At 59.3% G+C, this 25882-nt stretch carries 19 protein-coding genes and 1 pseudogene; 3 read left to right on the top strand and 17 right to left on the bottom strand.

The annotated features are described in order from the left end of the window. Nucleotides 1-506 precede the first annotated feature (506 nt). The 9 genes from E6C55_RS11470 to E6C55_RS11430 all read right to left on the bottom strand — a co-directional run bounded on the left by E6C55_RS11470 (nt 507) and on the right by E6C55_RS11430 (nt 10245). The gene (locus tag E6C55_RS11470) at nt 507-1337 is read right to left on the bottom strand and encodes a carbohydrate ABC transporter permease (RefSeq protein ID WP_136369928.1); all 831 of its coding nucleotides are present in this window, start codon (nt 1335-1337) and stop codon (nt 507-509) included. Continuing rightward, nucleotides 1337-2218, bottom strand: a complete 882-nt coding sequence (locus E6C55_RS11465; RefSeq protein ID WP_136369927.1) for a carbohydrate ABC transporter permease — start codon at nt 2216-2218, stop codon at nt 1337-1339. Before E6C55_RS11465 ends, E6C55_RS11470 begins: the two co-directional genes overlap by 1 nt. A 125-nt stretch (nt 2219-2343) precedes the next feature. Next, entirely contained in the window at nt 2344-3756 is a 1413-nt protein-coding gene (locus tag E6C55_RS11460; RefSeq protein ID WP_211093562.1) for an extracellular solute-binding protein, read from the bottom strand. A 235-nt stretch (nt 3757-3991) separates the two neighbouring features. Then, nucleotides 3992-4627 carry a fumarylacetoacetate hydrolase family protein gene (locus E6C55_RS11455; protein ID WP_136369926.1) on the bottom strand — a complete coding sequence of 212 codons (636 nt, stop codon included), beginning with the start codon at nt 4625-4627 and terminating at the stop codon, nt 3992-3994. Continuing rightward, a complete protein-coding gene (locus tag E6C55_RS11450; RefSeq protein WP_136369925.1) occupies nt 4614-5411 on the bottom strand; it encodes a glycerophosphodiester phosphodiesterase in 798 nt (265 codons plus the stop codon). The genes E6C55_RS11455 and E6C55_RS11450 overlap by 14 nt, the downstream gene beginning before the upstream one ends. A gap of 23 nt (nt 5412-5434) precedes the next feature. Further along, nucleotides 5435-6685, bottom strand: coding sequence for a CapA family protein (locus E6C55_RS11445; protein ID WP_136369924.1), 1251 nt, complete (start codon nt 6683-6685; stop codon nt 5435-5437). 147 nt (nt 6686-6832) lie between these two features. Then, nucleotides 6833-8794 carry a CotH kinase family protein gene (locus E6C55_RS11440; RefSeq protein ID WP_211093561.1) on the bottom strand — a complete coding sequence of 654 codons (1962 nt, stop codon included), beginning with the start codon at nt 8792-8794 and terminating at the stop codon, nt 6833-6835. A gap of 16 nt (nt 8795-8810) precedes the next feature. Next, nucleotides 8811-9521 (bottom strand): DUF4956 domain-containing protein, encoded by a 711-nt coding sequence (locus E6C55_RS11435; RefSeq protein WP_136369923.1) that lies wholly within the window; start codon nt 9519-9521, stop codon nt 8811-8813. 1 nt (nt 9522) lies between these two features. Continuing rightward, entirely contained in the window at nt 9523-10245 is a 723-nt protein-coding gene (locus E6C55_RS11430) for a polyphosphate polymerase domain-containing protein (protein WP_211093560.1), read from the bottom strand. Between the two features lie 427 nt (nt 10246-10672). Between E6C55_RS11430 and E6C55_RS11425 the strand changes: the two genes are divergently transcribed. Then, nucleotides 10673-11620, top strand: coding sequence for a transposase (locus E6C55_RS11425; protein ID WP_136369922.1), 948 nt, complete (start codon nt 10673-10675; stop codon nt 11618-11620). A gap of 340 nt (nt 11621-11960) precedes the next feature. Here the strand turns inward: E6C55_RS11425 and nagZ are convergent. From nagZ to hemE, 7 genes and pseudogenes are all read right to left on the bottom strand, one after another. Then, nucleotides 11961-13559: pseudogene (nagZ, locus tag E6C55_RS11420) on the bottom strand (beta-N-acetylhexosaminidase). Nucleotides 13560-13599: 40 nt separating this feature from the next. Further along, nucleotides 13600-15204, bottom strand: a complete 1605-nt coding sequence (locus E6C55_RS11415) for a response regulator (protein WP_136369921.1) — start codon at nt 15202-15204, stop codon at nt 13600-13602. After that, the gene (locus tag E6C55_RS11410; protein ID WP_136369920.1) at nt 15176-17065 is read right to left on the bottom strand and encodes a cache domain-containing sensor histidine kinase; all 1890 of its coding nucleotides are present in this window, start codon (nt 17063-17065) and stop codon (nt 15176-15178) included. Before E6C55_RS11410 ends, E6C55_RS11415 begins: the two co-directional genes overlap by 29 nt. 191 nt (nt 17066-17256) lie before the next feature. Then, nucleotides 17257-18453 (bottom strand): copper amine oxidase N-terminal domain-containing protein, encoded by a 1197-nt coding sequence (locus tag E6C55_RS11405; RefSeq protein ID WP_136369919.1) that lies wholly within the window; start codon nt 18451-18453, stop codon nt 17257-17259. Between the two features lie 236 nt (nt 18454-18689). After that, entirely contained in the window at nt 18690-20147 is a 1458-nt protein-coding gene (gene hemG, locus E6C55_RS11400) for a protoporphyrinogen oxidase (protein WP_136369918.1), read from the bottom strand. Between the two features lie 19 nt (nt 20148-20166). After that, a complete protein-coding gene (gene hemH / locus E6C55_RS11395) occupies nt 20167-21084 on the bottom strand; it encodes a ferrochelatase (RefSeq protein ID WP_136369917.1) in 918 nt (305 codons plus the stop codon). Continuing rightward, nucleotides 21081-22130 carry a uroporphyrinogen decarboxylase gene (gene hemE, locus E6C55_RS11390; RefSeq protein ID WP_136369916.1) on the bottom strand — a complete coding sequence of 350 codons (1050 nt, stop codon included), beginning with the start codon at nt 22128-22130 and terminating at the stop codon, nt 21081-21083. Before hemE ends, hemH begins: the two co-directional genes overlap by 4 nt. A gap of 188 nt (nt 22131-22318) precedes the next feature. Here hemE and E6C55_RS11385 point away from each other — a divergent pair, with 188 nt between their 5' ends. Then, nucleotides 22319-23530 carry an MFS transporter gene (locus tag E6C55_RS11385; RefSeq protein ID WP_136369915.1) on the top strand — a complete coding sequence of 404 codons (1212 nt, stop codon included), beginning with the start codon at nt 22319-22321 and terminating at the stop codon, nt 23528-23530. A 586-nt stretch (nt 23531-24116) separates the two neighbouring features. Continuing rightward, nucleotides 24117-25058 (top strand): NAD(P)-dependent alcohol dehydrogenase, encoded by a 942-nt coding sequence (locus E6C55_RS11380; RefSeq protein ID WP_136369914.1) that lies wholly within the window; start codon nt 24117-24119, stop codon nt 25056-25058. Nucleotides 25059-25116: 58 nt separating this feature from the next. Here the strand turns inward: E6C55_RS11380 and E6C55_RS11375 are convergent, their stop codons facing one another. Then, nucleotides 25117-25788, bottom strand: coding sequence for an O-methyltransferase (locus tag E6C55_RS11375; RefSeq protein ID WP_230986652.1), 672 nt, complete (start codon nt 25786-25788; stop codon nt 25117-25119). Nucleotides 25789-25882: the final 94 nt, after the last annotated feature.

The following is a 25882-nucleotide window of genomic DNA, read 5'->3' as shown; positions in this document are numbered from 1 at the left end:
TTTTCCACGCCGAATGGTTTTACTCTCTCATCTTGCTTATATAGCATCTCATCCCGCTTAAAAATTATTTCACTCGACGTGTACATTATCTCACTTCCTCTTCGTTTGCATATTGTTTTATTCCACTTATATATTTTGCCAATTAATGGATAACCCTGAGCGAGCATCCCCTTTCTTCCAAAACAGTGCCTTATCCCATCTGCTCAGTGAGCATGTGCCATCCGGCCCAACGGTGCCTTATCCCCTTTGTTCAGGGAGGGGGCTGGGAGGCAAAACTGAACGGCGGGGATAAGGCCCCCTTTTCTGCGAACCCCTAGAGCACCCAGCAGCACCGAGCGCGCGCAATATTCCATTTTATACCATAAAATGCAAATAGAACAAAGCGAGTCCGCAGACCCGCGTTGTCCTTCGCCATTCGCTATTACCTTCACTATTTACCTTCATTATTTACCTTCGCCATCCACCTTCGCCATCCACCATGGCCATTACCGTTATCCGCGTGCCCCCTATCCTTTAACGCTGCCGGCCGTCAGCCCTTCGATGATCTTGCGCTGAAGGAACGCGTACATGACGAGAACCGGCACGACACTGAACACGATGCCCGTGCATACGAGCGCATAGTTCGTCTGGAACGCGTCGCGGAATTGGACCATTCCCGAAGGAAGCGTGCGGAGAGCGTCCTTGCTGATGAAGAAGAACGACAGCAGGTACTCGTTCCAGTTGCCCAGGAAGTTGACGATGAACACGGTGACGAGCGCCGGCACGGTGAGCGGCAGGATGATCTGGAAGAACATTCGGAACACGTTCATCCCGTCGACGACCGCCGCTTCCTCAAGCTCGTGCGGGATGGACTTCATGAAGGCCGAGACGAGCAGCACGCTGAACGGCAGAGCACCGGCGGTGTATGGCAGGAACAGCGACCAGTGCGTGTCGAGAATGCCGAGCTTCTGCACGAGCAGATACTGGGCGATAAACAGGACGTTGCCGGGAATGAGCATCCCGATGAGCACGAACTGGTAGATCCAGCCGCTCGTCCGCTTGAACTTCATCCGCGTGATCGCGAACGCGGTCGCGGCGGAGAACAGGACGCCGGTGGCGGCAGCCGTAAAGGCGAGGTAGAAGCTGTTGAAGAAGTAGACGTTGATCTTCGCCTTCACCCAGGCTTCCTTGTAGTTGCCGAACTCCCACGACTTCGGAAGGCCGAACGGATGCGTCGCAATCTCCGTGTTGTTCGCCTTGAACGACGAGAACAGGATGAAGATAAACGGCACGAGTATTATGATGACATAGGCAATCATGAATAGATGCGGGATTGTTCTGCGCAGTGGGATTGCCATCAGTATTCCACCTTCTCTTGTCTTCTGACGACCAAGGTCTGGTACAGTGCCGTCAGAACGAGTGCAAATATGAAAATAATGATGGAGAGCGCGGTGCCGTAGCCGTAATCTCCGTACTTGATCGCTTTGTTCACCATGTAGGAGGCCATGACGTCGGTCGCTCCGGCCGGCCCGCCTTCTGTCATGACGAGCACGATGTCGACAACGCGCAGAGCGCCGGCGATCGAGAGCATGATGACGACGTTGATGATCGGTTTGATCAGCGGAACGGTCAAGTACCAGGCCCGCTGAACGCCCGTCGCCCCATCGATCATCGCCGCTTCGTCGATATCCTTCGGGATGCCCAGAATGGCTGCCAGGATAAGAACGATATAGAAGCCCATCCACTGCCAAGCGTTCGTGATCAGAATGGACAAGAGCGCCCACTTCGTATCGGCGAGGAAATAAATCGGGTCCAGCCCGAATGTTTTCAAGATGTTGTTAATGAGACCGACGTCGGGATCGTAGATGTACCCCCACAGAATCCCGATGACCGAAGTCGACAGGATGGACGGCATGAAGACGGTTGTCTTGTAGAACCCCTGGAATCTCTTTACGCTGCTGATCAGCAGGGAGAAAACAATAATCAGAGGCACTTGCACACAGCAAGAGAACAGAAGGATGTACAGGTTGTTCCAGATGGAGTTGCGGAAGTCCTCGTCCTTGAACGCGTTCACGAAGTTATCGAAGCCGATGAAGTCCTTCGTGTCGAGCCCGTTCCAATTCGTGAATCCATAGAAGACGGAAGTCAGCATGGGGTAAATAAAGAAGAGGAAGTATAACGCGATTGTCGGGACGACGAATAGCAAGTAGACATAGGGATTTCTCAGTGTTGTTCTCATGGTTTCTCCCCCGCCGGCATCGGTAATGGGCGTATCCCTTCCTTATGCGGAAGGAAGCTTGGATGGAGGGAAGGGGCGCCGCCGCGCTCGAGCGGACGCCCCCTCTCATCCGGCAATCGAATTTTTTACTTCGCTGCGGCTGCGTTCTCCGCGTCTTGAACCTTCTGGATCGCGGTGCCGACTTCCTGCGCGGTCGCCTTGCCGGCGATCAGCTTCTGCAGTTGCGTCTCGGTCTCGGTGTACACCTTGGATTGAACGACCGAGTCGAAGTGCGGGAAGCTTGCCGTTGCGCCGTTCAGAACGTCAAGCACTTGCTTCACGATCGGGTCCGTCACTTGGGAGACGTCGGTCAGCTTCATCGAAGGAAGCACGCCGTCTTCAAGCAAGCCGCGAAGCTGCATCTCTTCGCTGTACATGTTCTTGATGAATGCCTTGACCGCCTTCAGCTCGTTGTCGTTCAGATCGGAGGAGAAGCCGTAGCCTTCGCCGTAGTTCGCGTTGACGGACGACTGATCGCCCTTGCCGTTCGGGACGGCCGGCAGGTTCACGAACGCCACCTTGCCGGCGATCTCGGCCCCTACGGCATCGTTCTTGAAGGCGGAAGAGCGCCACGAGCCGTCGAACATCATGCCCGCCTTGCCGGCGACGAAGTCGTTAAGCATGTCGCCGTACTCCTTGCCGAGCTCGCCCTTCGTGAAGTAGCCGGCCTTCTCCCAATCCGCGAACAGTTGGTACGCGGCGACGACGTCCGGGGAATTCCACTGCGATGCGCCGGTAATGAAGCCGGCGTTCGTGCCTTCGCCCGCGATGCGGCCGATGAACGTATTGACCAGCATGTTCGGCACCCATGCTCCCTTGGAGCCGACGGCGAACGGGGTGATGCCGTTCTGCTTCAGGGTGTCGGCGGCCTTGATCAAGTCGTCCCAAGTGGTCGGAGGATTCAGGTTATACTTCGCGAACAGCTCGGTGTTGTAGAAAATGCCTTCGGTGTTGCCGCCGATCGGCAGGCCGTATACCTTGCCGTCCACGGAGAACGGTTCGAGAACGCCGCTCAGGAATTTGTCCTTGAGGCCCAGTTCGTCGAGGATCGGCGTCAGGTCGAGCATGCGTCCGGCTCCGGCATACTTCTGCGTATCGCCCGACCCGCCGAACACGTCGAAGATCTTGGGAGGGTTGCCGGCCGCCATCTCGGCGGGAAGCTTCGTGAAGCGGTTGACGCTGTCTTCGACGCCGTCGAGCTCGATCTTCAGTCCCGGAACGTCGGCTTCGGTCTTCGTGACGACATCGTCGAGAATCGCCTTGCGGAACTTCTGGGCGTCGCCGATCTGGATATGGCGCAGTGACACGGTGAAGTTCTCTACCTTCTCCGGAGCGGTCGATTCCGAAGCCGGAGCGGATTCGGAAGGCGATGGGCTCGGGCTCGCGCTTTCGCTTGGGGACGGCGATGCCGTATTGTTGTTCTCATTGCTGCCGCAAGCGGCGAGGAACGCGGACATAGCGACCGATAAAGCCAGGACGGAAACCAGTTTCTTTTGCACTCGTAGGACCCTCCCATAGGTTCGTTGTTCGTTGCTTACACCCTTATTGTAAGGGGTAATCTCCTTCCCGTAAGGGCCTCATTCCCCTAATCCAGGGATACAATTGTCTTGATCTTCCACTACCTTGTAAAAAAAGGATGCCCCATTCCCGCGTGCGTGAAATGGAGCATCCTTTATGAGCATGAGCAACCTGCATAGGCTCATACGTATGCATATTCGTCCGTATGTACGGCGATCAATCGCCGCTGAGCACGACCTTCGCGCTTCCCACGTTCTCCTCGTTCCATGTCAGCGTCAGCACGTCCCCGTCATTCAGCGCTCCGACGCCGGCCGGAGTGCCCGTGAACAGCAGATCTCCGGCGCCGATGCCGTAATGGGTCGCGACGAAGTCCGCCAGCTTCTCAAGACCGTGCACCATATCGCGTACGTCGCCTCGCTGGACTTCCTTGCCGCCGATCGCCAGCGCGAACGGCTTCTCCTCGATCGTCCGGGTTCCCGGATACGCCCGCCACTCGCCAAGACCTGCGGAATTCCGGAAGCCCTTGGCCGGCAGCCACGGGTAGCCCTTCGCCTTGATGCCTTCCTGCACATCGCGCAGCGTGAAGTCCAGCCCTACCGTGAAGTGGGATACCGCATCATCCAGAGAGTCCCCCGGCTTGTACGGCTTGGAGAACAGAAGCACAAGCTCCGCTTCGTAATGCACGGCTCCCCGGTCAGCGGGGAGCCGGACTTCCTGCTCCCAAGCGACGGCCGCATGGGTCGGCTTGGTGAAGATCATCGGCTGCTCGGGCACGGCATTGCCGAGCTCGGCGGCATGCAAGCGATAGTTGCGGCCAACGCAATAAATATTGCGAATATCAAACGTCGTCATAGGGATTCTCTTCCTCTCCATTCTCTTCCGTTCCATCTTGCACGGCCATCAGCCAGCGATCAGGGTAGTTGGTGCATAGCAGAAGCGGCTGCCGGATCGCGGCGAGGCGCGCGAAGTCCCTCGGCTCGTTGACGGTCCACGCCATGACCTCGATTCCCGCCTCGACCGCTTCGCGAACTCCGGCTTCACTCAGCGAAGAATGCTCGACCGAGAGGAACGAGGCGCCGATCTCCCGCAGCCGCATGATCAGCTTCCGGTTCAATCGCTTCTTCGTAATCCAACCGATTCTAAGCTCCGGAGCCACTCGCTTCGACGTCTCCAGAATCGAGCGTTCGAAGGAAGTAATCGTCGTGTCCGCCTCCAGCCCGAGCCGGCGGACAAGCTCCGCCACCTTGAACGCCAGCAGCTCCACCCGCCGGGTCCCTTCTTTTAATTCGACGTTCAGCTTAAGCTTCCCGCCAAGCAGCCTCAGCACCTCTTCGAGAGTCGGCACGGACTCCCCGGCGAACGAAGGATGGAACCAACTGCCCGCATCCAGCCTGCCGAGCTCGTCCGCCGTATAATCCTGAACGCGCCCCCTTCCGTTCGTCGTGCGCTTCAGCTTCTCGTCGTGAATGACGACGGGAATCCCGTCCTTGCTCAGATGGACGTCCATCTCCACGCCGCGAACGGCGGGTTCGGCGAGCGCAAGGCGGAACGCCGCCAGCGTATTCTCCGGGGCGCCTCCGGACCATCCGCGATGGGCTACGCACGGATGAAGGCGCGCAAGTTCGCTCCTAGGCATAGTGCCCCTCTCTCTCTTGCTAATTATGGGGAGAGCGCTCCGGAAGACGGAACGATCTCTCCGTTCGAATGAACCGACACTCCGTACGGACTTGACAGCTCCGACAGCTTGGCGAGGAGAGTCGATCCCTCCTCTTCGCTCATCGGGCTCGGCTGCGCATAGGTCGACAGCATCGGCACGAACGTCAATCCGCACTCGCCCTGCTTGGTGCAAGCCGCCTGGAGCACTCCCGTCTCCTGCGTCAAGCGATCGCCCGCCGACGTAAAGACGAAGTTGCCGAGGCTGTAGGCGATCCACTTGCCCTTGTACGTCTCGAAGCCTTGCAGCACATGCGGGTGGCTTCCGATAACCAGATCCGCGCCCGCATCGATGAAGACATGCCCGACGCTCGTCTGCTTGTCGATCGGCTCCTGAACTTTCTCCTTGCCCCAGTGCACCATCACTACAACGATATCCGCCAGTTCCTTGGCGTTCTTGATCGCCTGAACGGCGCGGGTCGTGTCGTACGTCTCCGCAACTCCCGGGTGGTTCTTGTCCGCCTTCCACTCCGTTACCGGAACGACGTTCGTCACGCTGAGATAAGCGACGCGAATGCCGTTCACCTCATAATAGGCGGCGGTATAGGCTTCCGTATCGTCGCTGCCCGAGCCGACATGGTCGATGCCGATGTCGTCCAGATAATCCATCGTATCGCTTAGCCCTTCCCAACCTTGGTCCAAAGTATGATTGTTCGCCAGCGACACAATGTCGAAGCCGGCGTTCTTCAGCCCTTGCAGCGATTCCGGGCTGCCCTTGAACACATACGTCTTATCCTCGGCGGGAGTTCCTCGTTCCGTGATCGGATTCTCCAGATTGGCGGCGGCGATATCTGCGGCCTGCAGCAGATCGGAGGCGTTCCGGAACGGATAGTCGACGCCGTTCTTCGTTATGTATTCTTCCACTCGAGCGGCCAGAAGAATGTCTCCGACGAACGCAAGGTTCACCGTCGCTCCATCCTTATCCGCGGAAGGCTCGGCCGTCATTCCCTCGTCGTCGGAGACGTCGTTGTCCGGGCTCTGGACGGCGGTCGGAGACGGTTCCGAGGACGGCTCGGCGGGCGGCGGCGACTCGGCGGGCGACTCCGATACCGGATCGCTCTCTTGTCCGTACATCCAGTGGTAGGCGAGGACGGCCCCGGTTCCAAGCACGACAACAAGGAACAAGACATTCACGTAGAAAAGAATGCGGGCGCGTCTGCGGTGTTTGCGGCGGCTATGAGTACGGGAATAAGTCATGAAGCGCGATCCCTCCCTATCCAGTTCCTGCCCGTAAATTATAGCATATACAAGTCTCGGGCACATGCCGGAAATGTCGAAAGGCCGCCTCGCCGGATGCCAGCATCCGAGTCGAAACGGCCCATCTAACCTTTTTATTGTCTTTTATTATCTTTTTCTCTTGAAGGTAACCACGAATATGCACGCCGCGATCAGCACGCCGATCATAATAAGCGTCTCCGTCAGAGCCTTCTCGCTGCCCTGCGGAGTCGAACCGGCAGCGTTCTCTCCGGGGAATCCGCCGAAGCCTCCCATGCCTCCGGGTCCGCCTTGGCCGCCTCCGAAGCCACCGCCTCCGAAGCCTCCTCCGCCCTGACCGCCGCCGAAGTCCATGCCGCCGCCCTGGCCGCGTCCGCCCTGGCCGCCATTCTGACCGCCTTGACCATTCTGACCGTTCTGCGCGTTGCCGCCGTTCTGGCCGTTAGCATCGGCTCCGTTCTGGGCGCCGTCTCCGTTGGGAGTCGTCTGATCGGCCTGACCTCCCGCGTCCGGCTCTCCTCCCGCGTTCGCATCTCCTGCGGCCGCTTCAGCCGCCGCCTCGGCAAGCACGATTCCGGCATTCGCGGAAGTACGCTCCTTGCTTAAGGACGCCGACTGAGCCTGCGTGTCGGATGCAGCGGCTCCTTGGCCTCCTCCATTCATGCCGCCCATATCGGGCATATTCCCCATCTCAGGCATGTTGCCCATGCCGCCCATGTCGCCCATATTGCCGAAGTCGAAGTCCATACCGCCCCCCATGCCACCGCCGCTTCCGCTGCCGTCGCCGGAGGACGCGATCGTTCCGTCGAGCTGACCTTGAATATTTTCCACGCTGCTCGTATTGGTCGAGATCAGGCTCGTCACGCCGCTCTCGGATTCCGCGAACGTGTAGAACGGACGAGGGTCCTGCTCAACGTATGGCGCGATCATCTCCCACACTTCCTGCACCCGCTCGGAGAACGTATCCGCCGCCAGGTAGGTCGTAATCGCATCGCTGATAATCTGGTGGTAGAGCTCCTTGTACTCGTCCACGGCGAGCAGCTTTGAGATGAGCGGCCGCTCCGACACCGAGCCTTGGGTCGGCTCGTCGATCATCAGGGTCGAGGAGCTTCCGCCGCCATTGCCGCCTCCTCTGCCGCCGCCCATGCCGCCTAATCCTCCGAACGCCATGTTGTAGTCCCACGGGAGCACGGAGAATACTCCATCTTTCTCGTACAAATAATAATTTTGTTTGTTCTGCCCGATGTAGCTGTCCGAATTGTTCGTGATCACGTTGAGCGCGACATAGCCAAGAGCTTCCTCAACATCGAGCACACTCTCATAATCGTCTCCGTTATTCAGCTCGTCCAGCATGGCGATCAGCGCATCATCCGAAGCGTCCGACTTCTTCGTCAGCGCCGGATAGGAAGAGATATCATCCCCATACCACGCCAAGTCGCCGCCGTTGCCGTTCATCTCGGCTTTGTACAGCGCGCCGGTCGTATCATCGAAGTTGCGTTCCAGATACTCGTCCCCGATCTGCTCGATCGCGAGATAGAAGCCCCACAGCTCGCCGTTGACATATACATTCACGAACGAATACTTCGGCGTCGGCAGTCCCATCGTCTCCGCCAGCTCGTACGTCAGGAACTCCCTCATGTACGTGGCGTCGCTGTAGTTATTATTCAGGTTGATCTTGCTGATGCCGTACAGCGTCTGGCTCGACAGATACTCGTCGAAACTCAGCTTGAAGCTGTAGCGATCCGAATCCGAGTTGACGACACTTCGAAGGCTCAGGTTGCCTTTGGCCCGAATGCCGATATTGTCGAAGTGAATGCCGTTGTAATCGACCGAAGCCGTATGCATCTCCTCCGCCGACGCATTATCGATAATATCCTGGAACTCGTCCGGATCTATCGTTATTTTCACATCGACAACCTTATCCTTGGGAAAAACATACTCGTCGATCTTATCCGTGTTCTCATCCGTGTCGGAGCTGACCTTCGTGGCGGTACCGCTCGTCGGCGACTGTTCGGTATACCCGGACAAGCCGAACGTCAGCATCCCCGCGAAGACGCAGATGAGCAGGATAATCGCGGTTCTTACCTTCATTATCGCTCACCGCCCATTAGGAGACGTAGTCGCCGCTGTAGCTGATCAGGACGGCGTTCTTGACCCCGGAGATTTGCGTGATCTGGTTAACGAATGCCGGCTCGTTCTCGCCGAGGCGCACTTCGATCGTCATCTCGACGTTATTGCTCGTAACGGTCTTCTGCTTCACATTAAACCGCTTCACGAGCGTGTTCAGCCTGGCCATGATCGCCTTCTCGCTCTCGTCTCCTTCGCAGTTGACGACCATCAGGTAAGGCGTCTCGAACGAGGCCTTCTTGATAAAGATAAACAGGACGAGGCCGACGATGACCGAGCCGAAGATCGCGAGCGTGTAGAAGCCTGCGCCGGTCACGATGCCCGCGACGGCGGCCCAGAACAGGAAGATCAGGTCGGTCGGGTCCTTGATCGGCGTCCGGAACCGAACGATCGACAGCGCGCCGACCATCCCGAGCGACAGGACGAGATTCGAGTTGATCGCGATGATGACCATCGCCGTAATAAGCGTCATTCCGACGAGAGACACGTTGAAGCTCTTGGAGTAGAGCACCCCGCTGAAAACCCTTTTATACAAGAAATAAATGAACAATCCGAGCAGAAAAGCAATGCCGAGCGTAATCGCCATCTTGGTGATGCTGATGTCCGAGGAGAAATTCTCCAGAACGGAATCCTTGATCACATCTGTGAAGTTTGTTGTGTCTCCCGTGTTGGTCGTGGTTGCTGCTGCCATATTATTGGTCCTCCCAAGTGTTGAATTTAAGCAGTTTCCTGCAGATCACATACTTTGAATTCGATTGTCGGATCAGCCCTTCCATCTGAATCGCCTGCCGGATATATTCCGGGAAGTACTCGTCGTATTTAACCTCAAGCAGGAAGTATTCGTCGTCATAGGCCCGCACCGTCGGCAACTCCTCGCTGAACAGGTCCACGGAGTTCAGACCGGTTCTCAGGTTCTTGTCGAACGTAATTCGGACGTTCCCTTGCTGGCACACATAAGCCTCGCGGACGTAGTCGACGATGACCACGGGCTTCAGGAGATGATACTTCATCTCGTCGCGGACTTCCTTCTTCAGCGGATGCGTCGATCCCTCCAGCACCGAGTAGTCGCCGGCTATCAGCCGATCGCACTCCTCTCGGGTCAGGGACGCTTTTACTTTGCTGATGTAATCGTTGAACTTGATTTTTTTCTCGAGGTGGATCGTCTTGTCCGACTTGTTGTAGATTCGAATCCGGTATTTCTCCCGATCGCGGACACCTCCAAGCTTCTCGTGCAGTGCCTTGTTGTCGATGTCGTCGAAGTACAGGCTGCGAATGTGATATTCTCCCTGCTCGCTCGCGTTGGCATCTTGGCTGATCAGATTCCTGAGCCTCTGGCGGATCGTCAAGTATTGAGCGTAGTTCACATAATATTTCAACTCATGGCGGAACTTAAGATTGTACGGCGAATTCAGCATCTCGTCTTGTCGCACCTCGCTTTCCTATAACCTGTTTACATAAGCCATCTTATCCAGTTGGCATAAGGCGAACCTTAACCGAAGCTGAAAACAAGCTGAAATTGTTCAGTAAATTTTACACAGCGATAACAATTCTGTGATTTGTCGATTTTTTAATCGTTATAGGCGGTTTATATAATGGAATATAATAGGAGAGTTTGGAGGGTAGGGATCACTTTTTCGAAAAATAGTGTCTTATCCCTTCTGCTCAGTCCCCCCCTTCTCCACAGACAGTGTCTTATCCCCTCCGTTCAGGGGCCGATCACCCTCTTGCCATCTGTTCGGTCTCCAACCGGAAGGTGGATGTATTTCCCCAGAAAATGATTGATATACGAACGTTTGTTTGGTATGATGGAAGCACAATCCCTCTCCTGGCGGTGATCCTCTCATGATCGACGATCCGATCGCTTTCGAACAGTTCAAGGAACGCTTCGCCTCCAATCAAGCCTGCATCTCGGCTTTGTTCGATGCGCGCTGGCCCGATGGCTTCCGTTGCCCTTGCTGCGGCCAAACCCGTTACTTCCTTATTCGGAGCCGCAGGCTTCCCCTGTTCGAATGCGCCTCATGCCGCCGCCAGACGTCCCTGATCTCAGGGACCGTCATGGAAGGAAGCTCCACTTCGCTCCCCCGCTGGTTCCAAGCGATCTATCTGCTCTCGCAGCCTTCCGGCATTGCGGCGACGGAGCTGCGCGACATCCTCGGGGTTACCTATAAAACAGCCTGGCTCATCGCCCACAAAATCAGGCACGCCTTGTCCTTGGAGGTGGAGAGCCGCATTCTGAGCGGCAACGTCCATATCGAGCACGCCGATTATGGCCCCGCCCTCTATCTCGATGCGCGTCAGCCTTTGCTTCTTGCGGCCTCGTTGGACGAGCAGCAGCAGCCCGAGTTCTTTCGCTTCTGGCAGCCGTCGCCGGACCATGTTGAGGAGGGGTTCTTCAGGCGGATCGCCCGAGCCGGCATCGAGGCGTTCCGGACGACTTGCACGGACGGGAGTCCCGCGACGATTATTCCGCCTGCCGCCAACCGGAGGCATCCCGCTCTTCGGGACCATCGGCGCCATGTCGAGCGTTGGCTGAACGATACGTTCTGCGGCATTCGCCCCAAGCATCTTCAGGCTTACTTGAATGAATATGGCTATCGCGCCAACCATGCGGCGGACTTTCTTGGCTCCGACCTGTTGCTTGGCTCCGTTCTTCGTCTGAGCGCCATCACTCCCGCCATCACTTATCCCGAGCTCACGAAGGACCGGCCGGTCCTCCTGCCGCCTTGGCACAAGTTCGAGAGCAAGAAGAAGTGGCGGGGCAAGTGGCTTCGGTTGTATACCGCCGTTTAGCAGAAGGACTGTTTGAGCGAGAGCGCACAACGCCACTTTGAACTTGAACCGGCATCCCAACCCTAGTCCCCTTCATTCAGACGCACACACCCCGCAACCGATGGGAGCACTCCATAACCATAGTTTTCATGTCCACGACCTTAGTGCACAGCCTGCAATTGCTATCTGCCAAACATGTGACTGGCAACCTCCACCCACCATCCGCAAGCTGAATAGGCCGCAACCTGAACGGAGGGGATAAGACACCCTTTTTGGAAAAAGGGATGGGCGATTTGGAGATGCAATGGCAGACATACGGTAGGGGGTATGACAAAAACCGAACGCCGGAGCCGGACAAGCGTTACCGCGAGGAGGGATGACGGGCATGGGGGCCGATTGTGATCGGCTGACGGCCGAGAGCCGGAAGGCGGCCCGACAGGACGCCCGCGACCGCGTTCATCATGGTCGGCTTGTTCTCGTACGAACAAATATAAAGCGGAACATCGGGGGCCGACAGCAGGTCGTACGGGGTGCGAGTCGCGACGAGGCCGAACAGGCGATCGCGATCCGTCAGCCCGGACAGGCGGCGAATCAATTCGGACTGCGACGGGGAGAAGCCGGCGTCGTAGGAGGCGAACAGAATGACGTCCGCTTCCCGAGCGGCTGCGAGGGCGGATTCAGCCTCGGGGGCTTCCGGCTCCAGGCCGATGCGGAGTTCGGCGACGCGGTAGCCTTCGGAGCGGAGAGCCTCGCCGAGCGTGCGTTGCTGCTCGATGACTTCGACGACCTCGGTCCCGACTCTGGCTTCTGTCCAGACAGAGAGAATGCCCGCCGACTTCGGCAGCGGCAGAAGCTCGCCGCCTCTTACGACGGTTGCCGCGGATTCGCTGATACGAACGGCGACCTCCTGAGCAAGCAGCGAATTCGAAGCAGACGGAAGGACGCTGCCTAGCAAGCCTCTCTCCCGCTTCAGCTTCCAGATGCGCTGGGCAGCTTCGTCCACGCGGGATTCCGGAATCTCGCCGGCGAGAACGGCGTTGTAGACGGCTTCGAGGGCGGCGATCTGGCGATCCAGCCGATGGCTGACCAGAACGAGGTCGGCCCCGCCACGGATCGCTTCGACGGCGCCGCGGGCGACGCCGATCGTCTCGGAGATGGCATTCATCTCCAGGCAATCCGTCACGATCACGCCGTTATAGCCGAGCTGCTCTCGCAGCAAACCGGTCAGAATTCAGCGGGACAATGTGGCGGGCACGTTGTCCGGTTCGTAAGCCGGGAAGACGACGTGAGCGGTCATGATGGCATCGACTCCGCTGGCGATCGCGGCGCGGAACGGCACGAGCTCGACAGCATCCAGGCGATCGCGGCCGTGCGGGACGACGGGGAGCTCGTGATGCGAGTCGGCATCGGTATCGCCATGCCCGGGAAAATGCTTCGCGACCGAGGCAACGCCGCTCGCCTGATAGCCTTGAATCGCCGCGACTCCGAGTGCGGCGACGGTCTGCGGGTCCTCTCCGTAGGAACGGACGCCGATGACCGGATTGGCGGGATTGTTGTTCACGTCCAGGCAAGGGGCGAAGTTCATGTTGATGCCGATCTCGCGAAGCTCGGCGCCGGACAATGCTGCCGCTTCCCGTGCCCAATCCGCGTTCCCTGCCGCTCCGACGGCCATGGCGCCGGGCATAACCGTCACACCCTCCTCAAGCCGGACGACCATTCCTCCCTCCTGGTCGATGGAGATAAACAGCGGCACTTGCGCATTCTCCTGCAGCGCGCTCGACAACCTTCCGACCTGAGCCGCGTCCTTCAGGTTGCGTCGGAAGTAGACGACGCCTCCAATCGCATATTCTTCGATAAGTTGGCGAATGCCTGCTTCGGGCTCGCGGCCGGGGAAGCCGCAGATAAACATCTGCCCTACCTTTTCCTTTAAGCTGAGTGTATTCCAAGCGCTTGGCGTCATGCCTGGCCGACTCCCTTCGATGTGGTCATGTTCGATGTGGTCAAGATTGCTGGTGGGAACGTTCCCGGAATTCCGACGGCAGCATGCCCGTGTACTTGCTGAACACCCGGGTGAAGTAGCGGCGCTCCGCGTAGCCGACCATCTGACCGACCAGCGTGACGCTCTTGTCGCTTAGCGCAAGCAGCGACTTCGCCATCTCCATCCGTTGCCGGGTGACGTATTCGACGAAGGTCTCGCCGACGTGCTGCTTGAAGAGCAGGCTGAAGTAGCTTCCGCTAATGCCCAAGTAGTCCGCGAGCATGTCGATGCTTAGATCCGAAGACAGGTTGCGTTCGATATAGTCCTTGGCCGAGAGCATGAGCACGTCGCTCGTCTTCTTCTTCATCACGTTGTCGATGGATTGGTCGACGAGACGATTGATGACGGCAAGGGTGTCCCGAATGCCGGGGCTATGGTCGATCTGGTTCCAATAGTTCATCTCCTCTTCCCGGCCGATGACGTCCATCGCCCGCATCTCCCGAAGCAGATGCAGGCATACGTAATGAAGGATCGGCTCGACCCGCTCGAAGGACGATTCCGGAAGCCGCTTGAAGTCCTCGTTCAGCTCCTTCAGCGAGGCTTCCGTCTTCCGCCTGTCGCACCGCTTAAGGCCGGTGACCATCGCCTCGATGCGGTCCCACAGCCCGACGGTCTCGTCCGGCCGGCCGCCGTTCTTCTCCGGAAGCAGGACGGGCACCTCGCTCCTGCCGGTGCTTCCGAGGTGAAGAGAACGCTGAAGCGACTTGTAGGTGCGCGACAGCTTCTCGAGCTTGACCGGGGACGGATGGAGCACAACCCGGATGTTCAGCTTCAAGTAATTCCGCACCGCCTGGCTCAATTTGGCTCCCCAAGCCAGGCACTCGTCGCGATCGAACGATTCGGGCGGAATCCGTTCGATGAGCACGCACCACTCGCCGCTCCGTACTTGCAGAACCGAATGGGGCACCTGGAATCCGTCCAGATTTTCCAAAAGGATGTTATGGATCGCGAAATTCCACAACCTCCGCTCCTTCTCGTCCCAGACGCATTCCTTGCGGGAGTATTCCTCCACATCGACAAGCATCATGGCGAAGATCAGATGCTCTCCGGACAGCTCATGGAACTTGAGGAACGGCTTGGAGGGACCGGTTCCCCCGACGTCGTTGAGAAGATCGTAAAGCACCTTCTCGTAGGCAAGGCTGAACATCTGCCGCCATTCCGTCTGGATGACCTGCTGCTCGGCCTTGCGGTCGCGAATGGCGTCCGCCAGACGGCCGATCGTCTGAGCCAACTCCTCGTAATCGATCGGCTTCAGGACGTAGTCCCTGACTTCATAGCGAATGACCGAACGGACGTAGCTGAAGTCCTGATAGCCGGTCATCATGATGACTTCCGAGTCGGAATTGAATTCCCGAAGTGCGCTTAAGAACTCGATACCGTCCATCACCGGCATGCGGATGTCGCACAGGATCAGCTCCGGCGAGTGCTCCCGGACAAGCTCGAGGGCGATCTCTCCGTTCTTGGCCGTGCCGACGATCTCGACTCCGAGCTCTTCCCATGGAACGACCGCTTGCAGATTCTTGAGAATGTTGATCTCGTCATCCACCAATAGGGCCTTCAGCATCATGAGATTCTCCCTTCGCTGTCTTCGGTATGAGGCACTTGATGACGGTCCCCTGTCCCGGTGCGCTGCATAGAATCAATCCGTATCCCGTTCCGTAATGAATGCGCAGCCGGTCCGCCACGTTGCCGACGCCGAGCCCCCGCCGCTCTCCCGTCTCCGACGATTCCTCGTACAGCTCCTCGAGTGTCGTCACTCCGCTGGACGCGAACCGCGCAAGCTGCTCCTCGCCGATACCGATTCCGTTGTCCTCGACATAGAACGCGAGGCCCGCTTCTTCCTCTCTGGCCCAGACCCGAAGCCGGCCCAAGTAATCGATCCCCTCGAACCCATGCTGGATGCTGTTCTCGACGAGCGGCTGGAGCGTCAGCTTGAGAATGCTGTGGCCGCACAGTTCGGAAGGAACGTCGATCTCGTACTCGAACAGTTCCTCGAACCGGAACTTCTGAATCTCCAGGTAGCTGCGAAGATGCTCGAGCTCCTGATCGACGCGAATCTCCTCCTTCTGCTGAATGCTGATCCGGAAGATGTTCGCCAGTCTTTGCACCATTCTGCTAACCTTGCGTCCTTCGTTCTGCACGGCGAGAATGTTGATCGATTCCAGCGCATTAAACAGAAAGTGCGGCTTGATCTGGGCCTGCAGCAGCATCATCTCGGCCTTGCGCTTGCGCTTCTGCTCCCGGGTGACGTCCTCGAGCAGCTCGGACACCCGCTCCACCAGGCTGTTGAAGCCCTTGGCAAGAATGACGGTCTCGTCGTTGCCGGCCATGGACACCCGGGTCGTCAGATCCCCGCGTTCCACCTTGCGCATCGCCGAGACGACCTTGACGATAAAGCGCACGGTGCGGCGAACGAACAGAAGGTTAAAGAACAGCGCCAGCACGATGGAGGCGAGCGTGATGCCAAGCAACCAACTGAGAATCCGGGTCTGGCTGCCGGACAGGTACTTCCAATCCGTCACCGTAACAAGCGACCAGTCGCCGACGCCAAGCCGCTTGATATCCCCGAGGTTATGGACGGAGACAAGGCTCTGCTCCCCGAGAAACTTCATCTTGACGCTCTGGAACGAACTCGTCAGATCGAGCTTGCCGTCCGGGTCGGCGGTCCGCTCGAAGCTCTGCCCTTCCAGACTCGCCTCGCTGTCGTAGACGACTGTTCCGCCGCGGCCGACGATCAGATAACGCCGGTTGTCGCTGGCTGCCGTATTGTAGAAATCAAACGTATGGTTAAGCTCGTTCATCTGGAAACGAATAACGAGAATCCCTTTGCTCTTCAGCGTGTCGATGTCAAGCAGCACCCGGATCTGGGTGAACAGGTTGTTCTCTCCCGTCAGGTCCTTGTCTTCGTTGGGTCCGATCCATACCGGCGCACCGTTCTTCCGCAGCACTTCCTGGAAAATCGGCTTCGACGTAAGCACCTGGAAATCGGGCGGGGTATCCGGAATAAAACCGACTTTGACGACTCGGCCGTCATTCGGGTAGAGCGTCACCGACTTGATGCCGGGATACGTGAGAAGAACCCGCTGGCTCAGCTTCTGCCGCTCCTGCATCTCTTCCATATATTTGTCGTCGCTCAATTCGCTCGATTCGGCAGTCGCAGACGACGTCTCCGGCGTCATTCGGCCGATCGACTGCTCCACGCTCTGCACGCTGTCCTTCGTCGTCACCCAGAAGTCGGAGAAGTAATTCGCTTCCTTGATCATATTGCTGATGTTGCGGCCGATCGCGTTCATCGACAGCTCCATCTGTTCCGTGTACTTCTCTTCCGTAATGTGCTGGAAGACGAGATAGGATACGGTTCCAAGAACGAATAACGGGACGATGATAAAAACCATAAACGCGGTGAATACCCGTCTTCCAAGGCTCATCGGCTGAACGTCCTCCCTCTTGCGGACTCGATGCTCTGATTATAGCAGGAAGGCCACCGATTACACTTCTTATTATAAATCCGCGCCTCGGGCGTCATAAGAGCGTATTCTCATTATGGAGGGATAAAAATGGCCAATAAACAGAGAAACGACAGGAGGAAGTTCCCCCTGCCGCATCGGTCATATGGCGATTAAAGCTGCTCGCTCTTCAACTGGGCTGCCGCCGGATCGAGCAGCCACTTGCCGTCTCTCTTCTCCGCATCATTCGAGACGATGGAATGAATCTTGATCGTCTGCCCGGACACTTGAACCTCCGTGGTCATCTCCGCTACGATGGTCGCCTTATCGGTGCCGTAATAGTCGACGACCGTAAACTTGTCGATTGTGATGACGGAATCGGTCTGTTCAAACACTTGCTTGATCGTATCCCGAACATACTGCTTGGTCGATTCGTCATCGAAGAACATGGTCGCCATGTAGCCATCGATATCCTCGTCGGCGGTAGCCTTGAACTGCGCTTCCAGCACGCTTCTCAGCGCCGCTGCATCCGCGTCGGGCAGCGTAACCGCCTGGTCGAGCAGTTCTTCCGCATTCGTCACCTCGAATGCGATCATCTCCACATTGTTGATCTTCCACTCTCCCGCCCCGTCGAGCTTGAGCGTATAGTAGAAGGTTCCTTCGTAATCGGGGCTGAAGCCTTCTCCGCCGATCTTCTCGTTCTTCTCCTCCGTCTGCAGGACGGCCGTGTCGGCCGAATACGACACGATGGTCTTCTCAAGGATGGTCGTTCTCGTCTTCACCCGTTCCCATTGGTCCTTGTAATCGTCGCCGAGGGAGGCCAAGAACGGGGAATCGTCCGTGAACAAAGCGATATGCCCGAGATAGTCATGAGCCGCTTCGGTCAGTTGGAGCTTATTCAGCACCGCGAAGACGGCAGCCTCCTGCTCCGGAGTCGGCCCTTGATCGACGATCTCGACCGTTCTCGTCTCCGGCACCCACGTCACGTCCTTGCCGGACAGCGTCGCGATGAAGCGGACACCGACCAGTGTGCGGCTGTCGACGATCTTGAGCTGATCGTCGACCTGCACCTGCTCGTCGTTCACATAAGCGAGCTTGGAGCCGACGGTCATCTTGATGACGCGATCGGCGGATTCCGCGACAATCGTTTTGGTCGCCGACACGTAGTCCACTTCATAGCCGAGAGCCGAGAACAGGGAGCGGAATTCGACGAACGTCCTGCTGTCGATGGCGACCGGGTCTACCGCGAACGTGACGGGAGAGCCGTTCACGAACACTTGGATCGGCTTCTGGGGCGATGCCGCGCCAGCCATGCCGGAATAAGCGAAGAATAAGGAAGCCGTTACGAGAAGAAGCCAGAACTTGCGCAAAAGATCTCAACCTTTCTGTTATGGGATAAGAGTATGCATGAATTCGACAAGATCAAATCCGCACATTAATGAAGATTTTACCTTACTGGCTACAGGAAGTTTTGTCGTATCGTGTCGAATCAATTGTCGAAACACCTAAAGATCCGTTTAAAATTCAAAAGCCCGACCTCCGCGCGGCGGCGGGAGATCGGGATGACGCGGCGAGGCGGCGGGAGCAACGTCGGGCATCCTCGTTGCTATTCGCCGAACGCCAAGAGCTGTTCCGCCGCATCCTGGCCCATGCGAACGCAGTCGGGCAGGCCGACGGCGTCGAAGGAGGCGCCCGTCGCGAAGATGCCGGGAAGCGCAGCGGCGAGCCGCTTGCGGAACGCTGCGACGTGCTCGGCGTGACCGATGCCGTACTGCGGCATGCCGCGGCGAAGCCGGGTAATCTCGACGAACTGCGGTTCCGCGGCGAGGCCCATCAGAGTGCGCAGGTCGCTGCGGACGCGATCGGTCATCTCCTCGTCGCTCAGCTCCACGTCGGAGTCGTCCCCGGCATGTCCGACATAGCAGCGAATAAGCCGCTTGTCGGCGGGGGCGGTGTGGCCCCACTTGGCGGACGTCCACGTGCTGGCCGTAATCGTCAGCCCTTCCGAGTGCGGGACAAGGAAGCCGGCGCCGTCCAGCCGGTGGCCGAAGCCCTTCCCGTCGTAGGCGAACACGACGTTCGCGACGGAGACGTACTCCATGTCGCCGAGCGGGCCGAGTTCCATGTGCGGGGCGAGCAGCGGCAGCGATGCGTACCCCGGCATCGTCAGCAGCACGGCGTCGGCTTCGAGTGCGGAGCCGTCCTTCAGATGCAAGCGATAGGCGGCCGAGGCCTTCTCCAGCCGGACGACCTCGCCGCCGAGCCGGATCTCCGTGCCGTCCTCGCGCAGATGCTTCTCGAGCGCCTCGATGACGGTGGACAGCCCGTTGCGGAAGGTAAGGAACACCGTCGGCGGGATCGGATAGCCGCCGACCGCTTCGGCGCGCGCCTTGGCCGCCTGCGCGCCCGCCGTCGGCGCGAGCCGCTTCGCTTCCATCATGCCGCGAATGAGGCTGCCGTGCTTCTTCTCCATCTCGCGGAATTCCGGGAACGTCGCCGCAAGGCCCAGCTTGTACAGATCGCCGGAATGAATGCCCGCGAGCAGCGGCTCCGCGATCTTCTCGACCATCTCGCGGCCGAGCCGGCGCTCAAGGAACGCGCCGATGCTCTCGTCCCCGTCGCCCTCGCGCGGCGCGATCCGCATCTCGTCAAGCGCGCGCAGCTTGCCGTGCGGGGACACCAGGCTTGTTCTCGCGAACAAGCCGAGGTTGTTCGGGATGCCAAGGTTGATGCCCTTCGGCATCGGCTTGAGGCTCCCGCCGGACGCCAGGTACGTCTTCGTCGCCTGCGGGTTCGTGCCGACAAGCTCGTCCAGCAGACCGAGGTCCCGCGCCAGATGCAGCATCGGCAGCTTGCGGCCGAGGAACGAATCCGGTCCGCGCTCGATGACGAAGCCTTCCTTGCGCAGCGTGTTCACCTTGCCGCCGAGCCGGCCGGACGCCTCCAGCACGGTCACTTCCACATCCATGTTCCGTTCTCTCGCGTGCCGCTTCAAATAAAAAGCGGCGCTGAGGCCGGTAATGCCGCCCCCGAGTATCGCCACCCGTCTGACATTACGTCCCATATCGCCACTCTCCATCTTCTTAATCGACCGCCTTGACAATCGTGTCCGCCAGGGCGTTCATGTACTCGCCGTCGTCGTTGAGCATGTCGATCCGCTCCAGATGAATGCCGAGCTCGGCCGCCCGCTTCTTCGCCTCAAGGTCCAGGTCGTACAGAACCTCCAGATGGTCGGATACGAAGCCGACCGGCGCGACGAGCACCGCCTTCGTCCCTTCGCGGGAGAGCGACTCCAGCGTGTCCAGAATGTCCGGCCCGAGCCACGGCTGGCCGGTCTGGCCCGCGCTCTGCCAGGTGAACTGCCAGCGATCGACACCGGCCGCTTCCGCGATCGCCCTGGACGTCTCGAGCAGTTGCTCCGGATACGGATCGTTCATCTCCACGATCCTCGCCGGCAGGCTGTGCGCGCTGAACAGGACAAGCGCCCCGTCCCTGTCCGCGCCCAGCTTCTCGAGACCGCCCTTCACGCGCTTCTCCAGCGCGGAGATGAGCTCGGGATGAAGATGATAGCTCTCCACCTCGGCGAGAAGAATGCCGTGCCGCTCCGCTTCCTCGCGGGCCCGCTTCAGATACCCCCCGACGCTCATCGCCGAGAACTGCGGCGTGAGCACGATTGCGACCGCGGCCTTCACGCCGTCCGCGGCCATCGCCGCCACTCCGTCTTCGATGAACGGAGCCGCGTGCTTTAGGCCCTGGTAGCAACGGTAGCGTCCTTCTCCCGCGAGCTCGTCCAGCGTGCGCTGGAGCGCTTCGACCTGGCGGTTCGTGTTCTCCCGAAGCGGGAAAACCCCGCCCACGATCGCCTCGTAGCGCGATGTGAGATCCTCCAGTTGCTCCCGTGTCGGAGGGTGGCCGCGGCGAATGTGCGTGTAGTACGCCTCGACGCCTTCCAGACTGTCCGGAGTTCCGTACGACATGACCAATACGCCGACCGCGCTCATCCCGCCACCCCTTCTCTCAACTTTTTCTCCGAATATTCGTGTACGAACGCCGTCAACTCTCTCAGCTTCTCGAGGGAAGCTTCCGGGAACAGGCCATGACCGAGGTTGAAAATATACCCCGGCTCCCGAACGCCCTCGTCGATAAGCCTCGCGGCATGCTCGTGAATGACGTTCTGCGGCGCGGTCAGCACGTACGGATCGAGGTTGCCCTGCACCGCGAAGCGCCCGCCCAGGCGGCGGCGTCCCTCCGCAATCGGCACGCGCCAGTCGAGGCCGACGACATCCGTCTTCAGCTCCGCAAGAGACGGCAGCAGCTCGCCGGAGCTGACGCCCGGGAAGTAAATCTTCGGCACGTCAAGATCGGTCAGCTTGTCGAAGATCGCCTGCACATGCGGCAGCACGAATCTCTCAAAGTCGTGCGGGGCGAGCGAGCCTACCCAACTGTCGAACAATTGCACGGCCTGGGCCCCGGCCCCGATCTGCGCACGCAAATAAGCAGCCGCCATGTCGGCGAGCTTGCCCATCAGCTTATGCCAGACGTCCGGCTCCGAGTACATCATCGTCTTCGTGCGGATGTACGACTTCGAAGGCCGGCCTTCGATAATATAGCTGGCCAGCGTAAACGGCGCGCCGCCGAACGTAATGAGCGGAACGCTCAGCTCGCGGCGAAGGATGCGGATCGTCTCGAGCACATGCGGCAGATCGCCTTCCACGTCGATCGGGCGCAGCCTGTCGACCTCGGCGGCCGTGCGCACCGGATTCGCGATGACCGGGCCGACGTCCTTGACAATATCGAAGTCGATGCCGATCGATGCGACGGGATTCATAATATCGGAATACAGAATGGCAGCGTCGACACCGAGCTTGTTCACCGGCATCATCGTCACTTCGGCGGCAAGCTCGGGCTGGCGGCATATCTCAAGCAGGGAATAATTCTCTTTGATCTTGCGGTAATCGGGGTCGTACCTTCCCGCTTGGCGCATGTACCACACCGGCACCCGGTCGACGGGCTCGCCGCGGCACGCGCTCAAGAATCGGTCGTTCATTCGACTGGTCCCCTCTAGTCATGGAATGGGTTACTTTGACTCCATTATGCCCCTTTTGGCAAGCGGTCACAACCTTTGGCATTCATGATCTGTTGACAAATGTATGACAAAGCCCGCCCTTGTCCGGCAAAATGGACTATACTATACTGGTTGACGATATTATCTTACCGGTAAGAGAAGGTGCCTGCATGCAACGTTGGCAAATCAACCTCGCGGTTCTATGGCTGGGCTGCTTCTTCGTCTCCGCCGGGATGACGATGATTACGCCGTTCCTCTCGCTCTACCTGCAGGAGGATCTTGGCGTCGTGGGAGAACACAATATCGCCGTTTGGGCGGGGTTTATTTTCGCATCGAATTTTGTGACGTCGTTCTTCTTCCAGCCGTTGTGGGGCAAGCTGTCGGACCGCTACGGGAGGAAAATGATGCTGCTGCGCTCCGGCTTCGGCATGTCGGTGGTGATGGTGCTGATGGGCTTCGCGAACGCGCCTTGGCAGCTGCTGCTTCTGCGGATGGCGAACGGGGTGATCTCCGGCTACATCCCGGCGGCCGTGTCGCTCGTCTCGGCGTCGACGCCGAAGGAACGGCTCGGCTTCTCGATGGGAACCGTGCAGTCCGGCGGCATCGCCGGCACGATTCTCGGCCCGCTGCTCGGCGGCCTGCTGGCGGACGCGGTCGGGTTCCGCCCCATCTTCTACATTACGGGCGGTCTGCTGTTCCTTGCCTCGACGCTCTCCTGGCTTATGGTCAAGGAGACGTTCGACAAGGAGGCGGCCGCCGCCGCCCCGAAGACGAGCATGGCCGACAACCTGAAGAAGCTGATGCGCATTCCGCAGCTTCCGGCGCTGTTCTCGATCACGTTCCTGATCCAGTTCGCGATGCTGAGCCCGATGGCGCTTATCCCGCTGTTCGTCTCGCGGCTGCACGGCACGAGCGAAGACCTCGCCTTCTGGTCGGGCTTCGTCGGCGCGGTCACGGGGATGTCGAACATGGTCGCCGCCCCGTTGCTCGGCAAGCTGAGCGACAAGATCGGCTCGTTCCGCATCCTTGTCATCTGCCTGCTCGGCGCCGGCATCATCTTTATTCCCCAGGCGATCGCCGGCTCCGTGCCGGAGCTGCTCGCCTACCGATTCGTGCTCGGCATCTTCATCGGCGGTCTGACGCCGACCGTCAATGCGCTGATCCGGCGGCACACGCCCGACGGCAACGTCAGCCAGGCGTTCGGCTTCAACAGCAGCTCGCTCGCGCTGGGCAATATGATCGGGCCGATCACTGGCGGGGCGCTCGCCGGCCCGATCGGCATCGAGGGCATCTTCATCGTCTCGGGCGTCAGCCTGATGGCGACGTCGATCTGGGCGTACAGCTCGCTGAAGCGGGCTGGCGTGACGGTGGGGGGCGGCTGAGAGAGAGTGCATGTTTGCGCCTAGTCCCCGCTTGTTTGCGCCCAGCCCTCGCTTGTTTGCGCCCAGCCCCCGCTTGGCCGATGTCTTTTGCGCTCTGCCTCCTGCGGTTTGGCGTTTTTATATGAATTTTCACATTCGTCGGGCTTGAATGGGGGCAATCTCGGCGTTTTATGTGGTTTTTAGCATATATACGGAAAATCGATCCGAAATTTCCTCGATTTATGCTGTTTTTCACATTAATTCGCCCAATCGCCCCCCTATCGTGCCGCGCCAATGTGAAATTTCACATTCATTCCCGGCCTGCGCCGCGGGAGGTAGAGGCATCGTTACTCCACACCGCACATTCGTCCGTTGCCCGCCATTCCGCCGAGGTATGGCACCCCACGACACTCCGAACAACACACACATTCGCTCGCTGCCCCGCCATCCTGCCGATGTATGGCACCCCACTCCACACATCCGTCCGCTGCCCCGTCATCCCACCGTTTACGGATTAGGGTTCCTCTCTTTTTTTCCTGCTTGAATTTTGCGATGAAGCCGCTTACAGTAAAGTTGGAAATGGAAAATTAGGGGAGGAACCGATGCCATGAAGGCGGTTGTCTGTACGAAGTATGGCCCCCCGGAAGTGCTTCAGCTTCAAGAACGGCGCAAGCCCGTTCCCAAGCGGAAGGAAGTATGCATCAAGATCCGCGCCACGGCCGTCACCGCGAGCGACCTCTACATTCGCGGAGCGCAGTTGCCGCTTCGGTTCCAGTTGCCGATGCGGCTTGCGCTCGGCTGGAGCAGACCGAGAACAGCCATTATCGGCATGGTGCTGGCCGGAGAGATCGAATCGGTCGGAGCGGACATCAAGCGATTCAAGCCAGGAGATCGGGTATATGGGGTTACCGGGCTCGGAATGGGCGCATACGCACAGTACGCGTGTGTGCAAGAGACGGATTCCATGCGCGGCTGCCTGGCGCTGATGCCGTCGTCGATCGGCTATGAAGAAGCGACGGCCGCCGCTTACGGCGGGCTGTTGGCGCTCCAGCGGATCGAGGAAGGCGCCGTCCGGCGCGGGCAGAAGGTGCTCGTCTACGGAGCCTCGGGAACGTCAGGGACGCTGGCCGTCCAGCTCGCCAAGCACTGCGGCGCCGAGGTGACCGCGGTGTGCAGCGGCCGGAATGCGGCGTTCATCCAGGCGCTGGGCGCGGACCGGGTGATCGACTATGCCGCGGACGACGCGGCGCAGCGGCTCGAGCGCTACGACGTGATGCTCGATGCGGCGGGGAGGGCCAAGAGCTCGCCCGTCAAGGAACAGGCCAGGAGATCGCTTGTCCCGGGCGGGAAGTACGTCTCGATCGACGACGGCAAGCTGGAACTCAAGGCATCCCGCCTGGATAAGCTCCGCGAATTAATCGACGGCGGGCATCTGAAGCCGGTCGTGGACTGCGTCTACCCGCTGGAGCGAATCGCGGAAGCCCATCATTATGTCGAGCAAGGGCGCAAGCGGGGCGGAGTGGCCGTCACCGTCGAGCATGACGATTAAGCGATAGTCTCGCGACTCCGTCCTCGCCCTTACGCCTCGCCTTCGCCTCTCTCCCCCTTCATGCCTCGCCCTTCACCATCGCGAGCAGCAGGCCGTCGTAGGACGGCAGATGCGCCGTGACGAGGCGCGGGTCGGAGGCGACGGCCTTGTTGAACTCGCGGATCGCGAGCACGGCAGGCCCTTGCTTGCCGGGGTTCAGCGTCCGGCCCCGGAGCAGCGTGTTGTCCGCCGCGACGATCGCGCGCGGATTCGCGAGTCGGATCGCGAATTCCAGGTAGACCGGGTAATTCTCCTTGTCGGCGTCGATGAAGAAGAAGTCGAAGCGGCGGCCCTCCGCCTCCAGGGCGGCCAAGCTGTCCGCCGCCGGCCCGACGATCATCTCGCTGCGCTCGCCATAGCCGGCCTCCGCGAGGTTGCGCGACGCCAGCGCGGCGAACTCCGGCTTCAGCTCCAGCGACGTCAGCCGCCCTTCGCCCGGCGGCAAGCCGCGGGCAAGGCACAGGCCGCTGTAGCCGCCGAGCGCGCCGATCTCGAGCAGGCTCCGCGCTCCCGTCGCCGCAACGAGCAGCGTCAGCAGGCGGCCGTAGCCGGGCTCGACGGAGATCTCCGGCATGCCGTGCTCGCGGATCGACCGCTCGATTCGCGTCAGCTCCGGGTCGGTCTCGTACAAGGAGTCGAAGTAGCTCTCCGGGGTCGTCTCGGATGGGGAATTCCACGCGTTATCGTTCAACGGATTTATCTTCCTCTCTATAGCGATGCGCTTCGATGCGTTTCCTCGCATCGCGCAGTCTGCTGCTTTTTCCTCCCATTGTAGCTTCCTCCGA

Source organism: Cohnella fermenti (assembly GCF_004801405.1).
Lineage (GTDB): Bacteria > Bacillota > Bacilli > Paenibacillales > Paenibacillaceae > Cohnella > Cohnella fermenti.
This window is presented reverse-complemented; position numbering and strand designations above follow the sequence as displayed.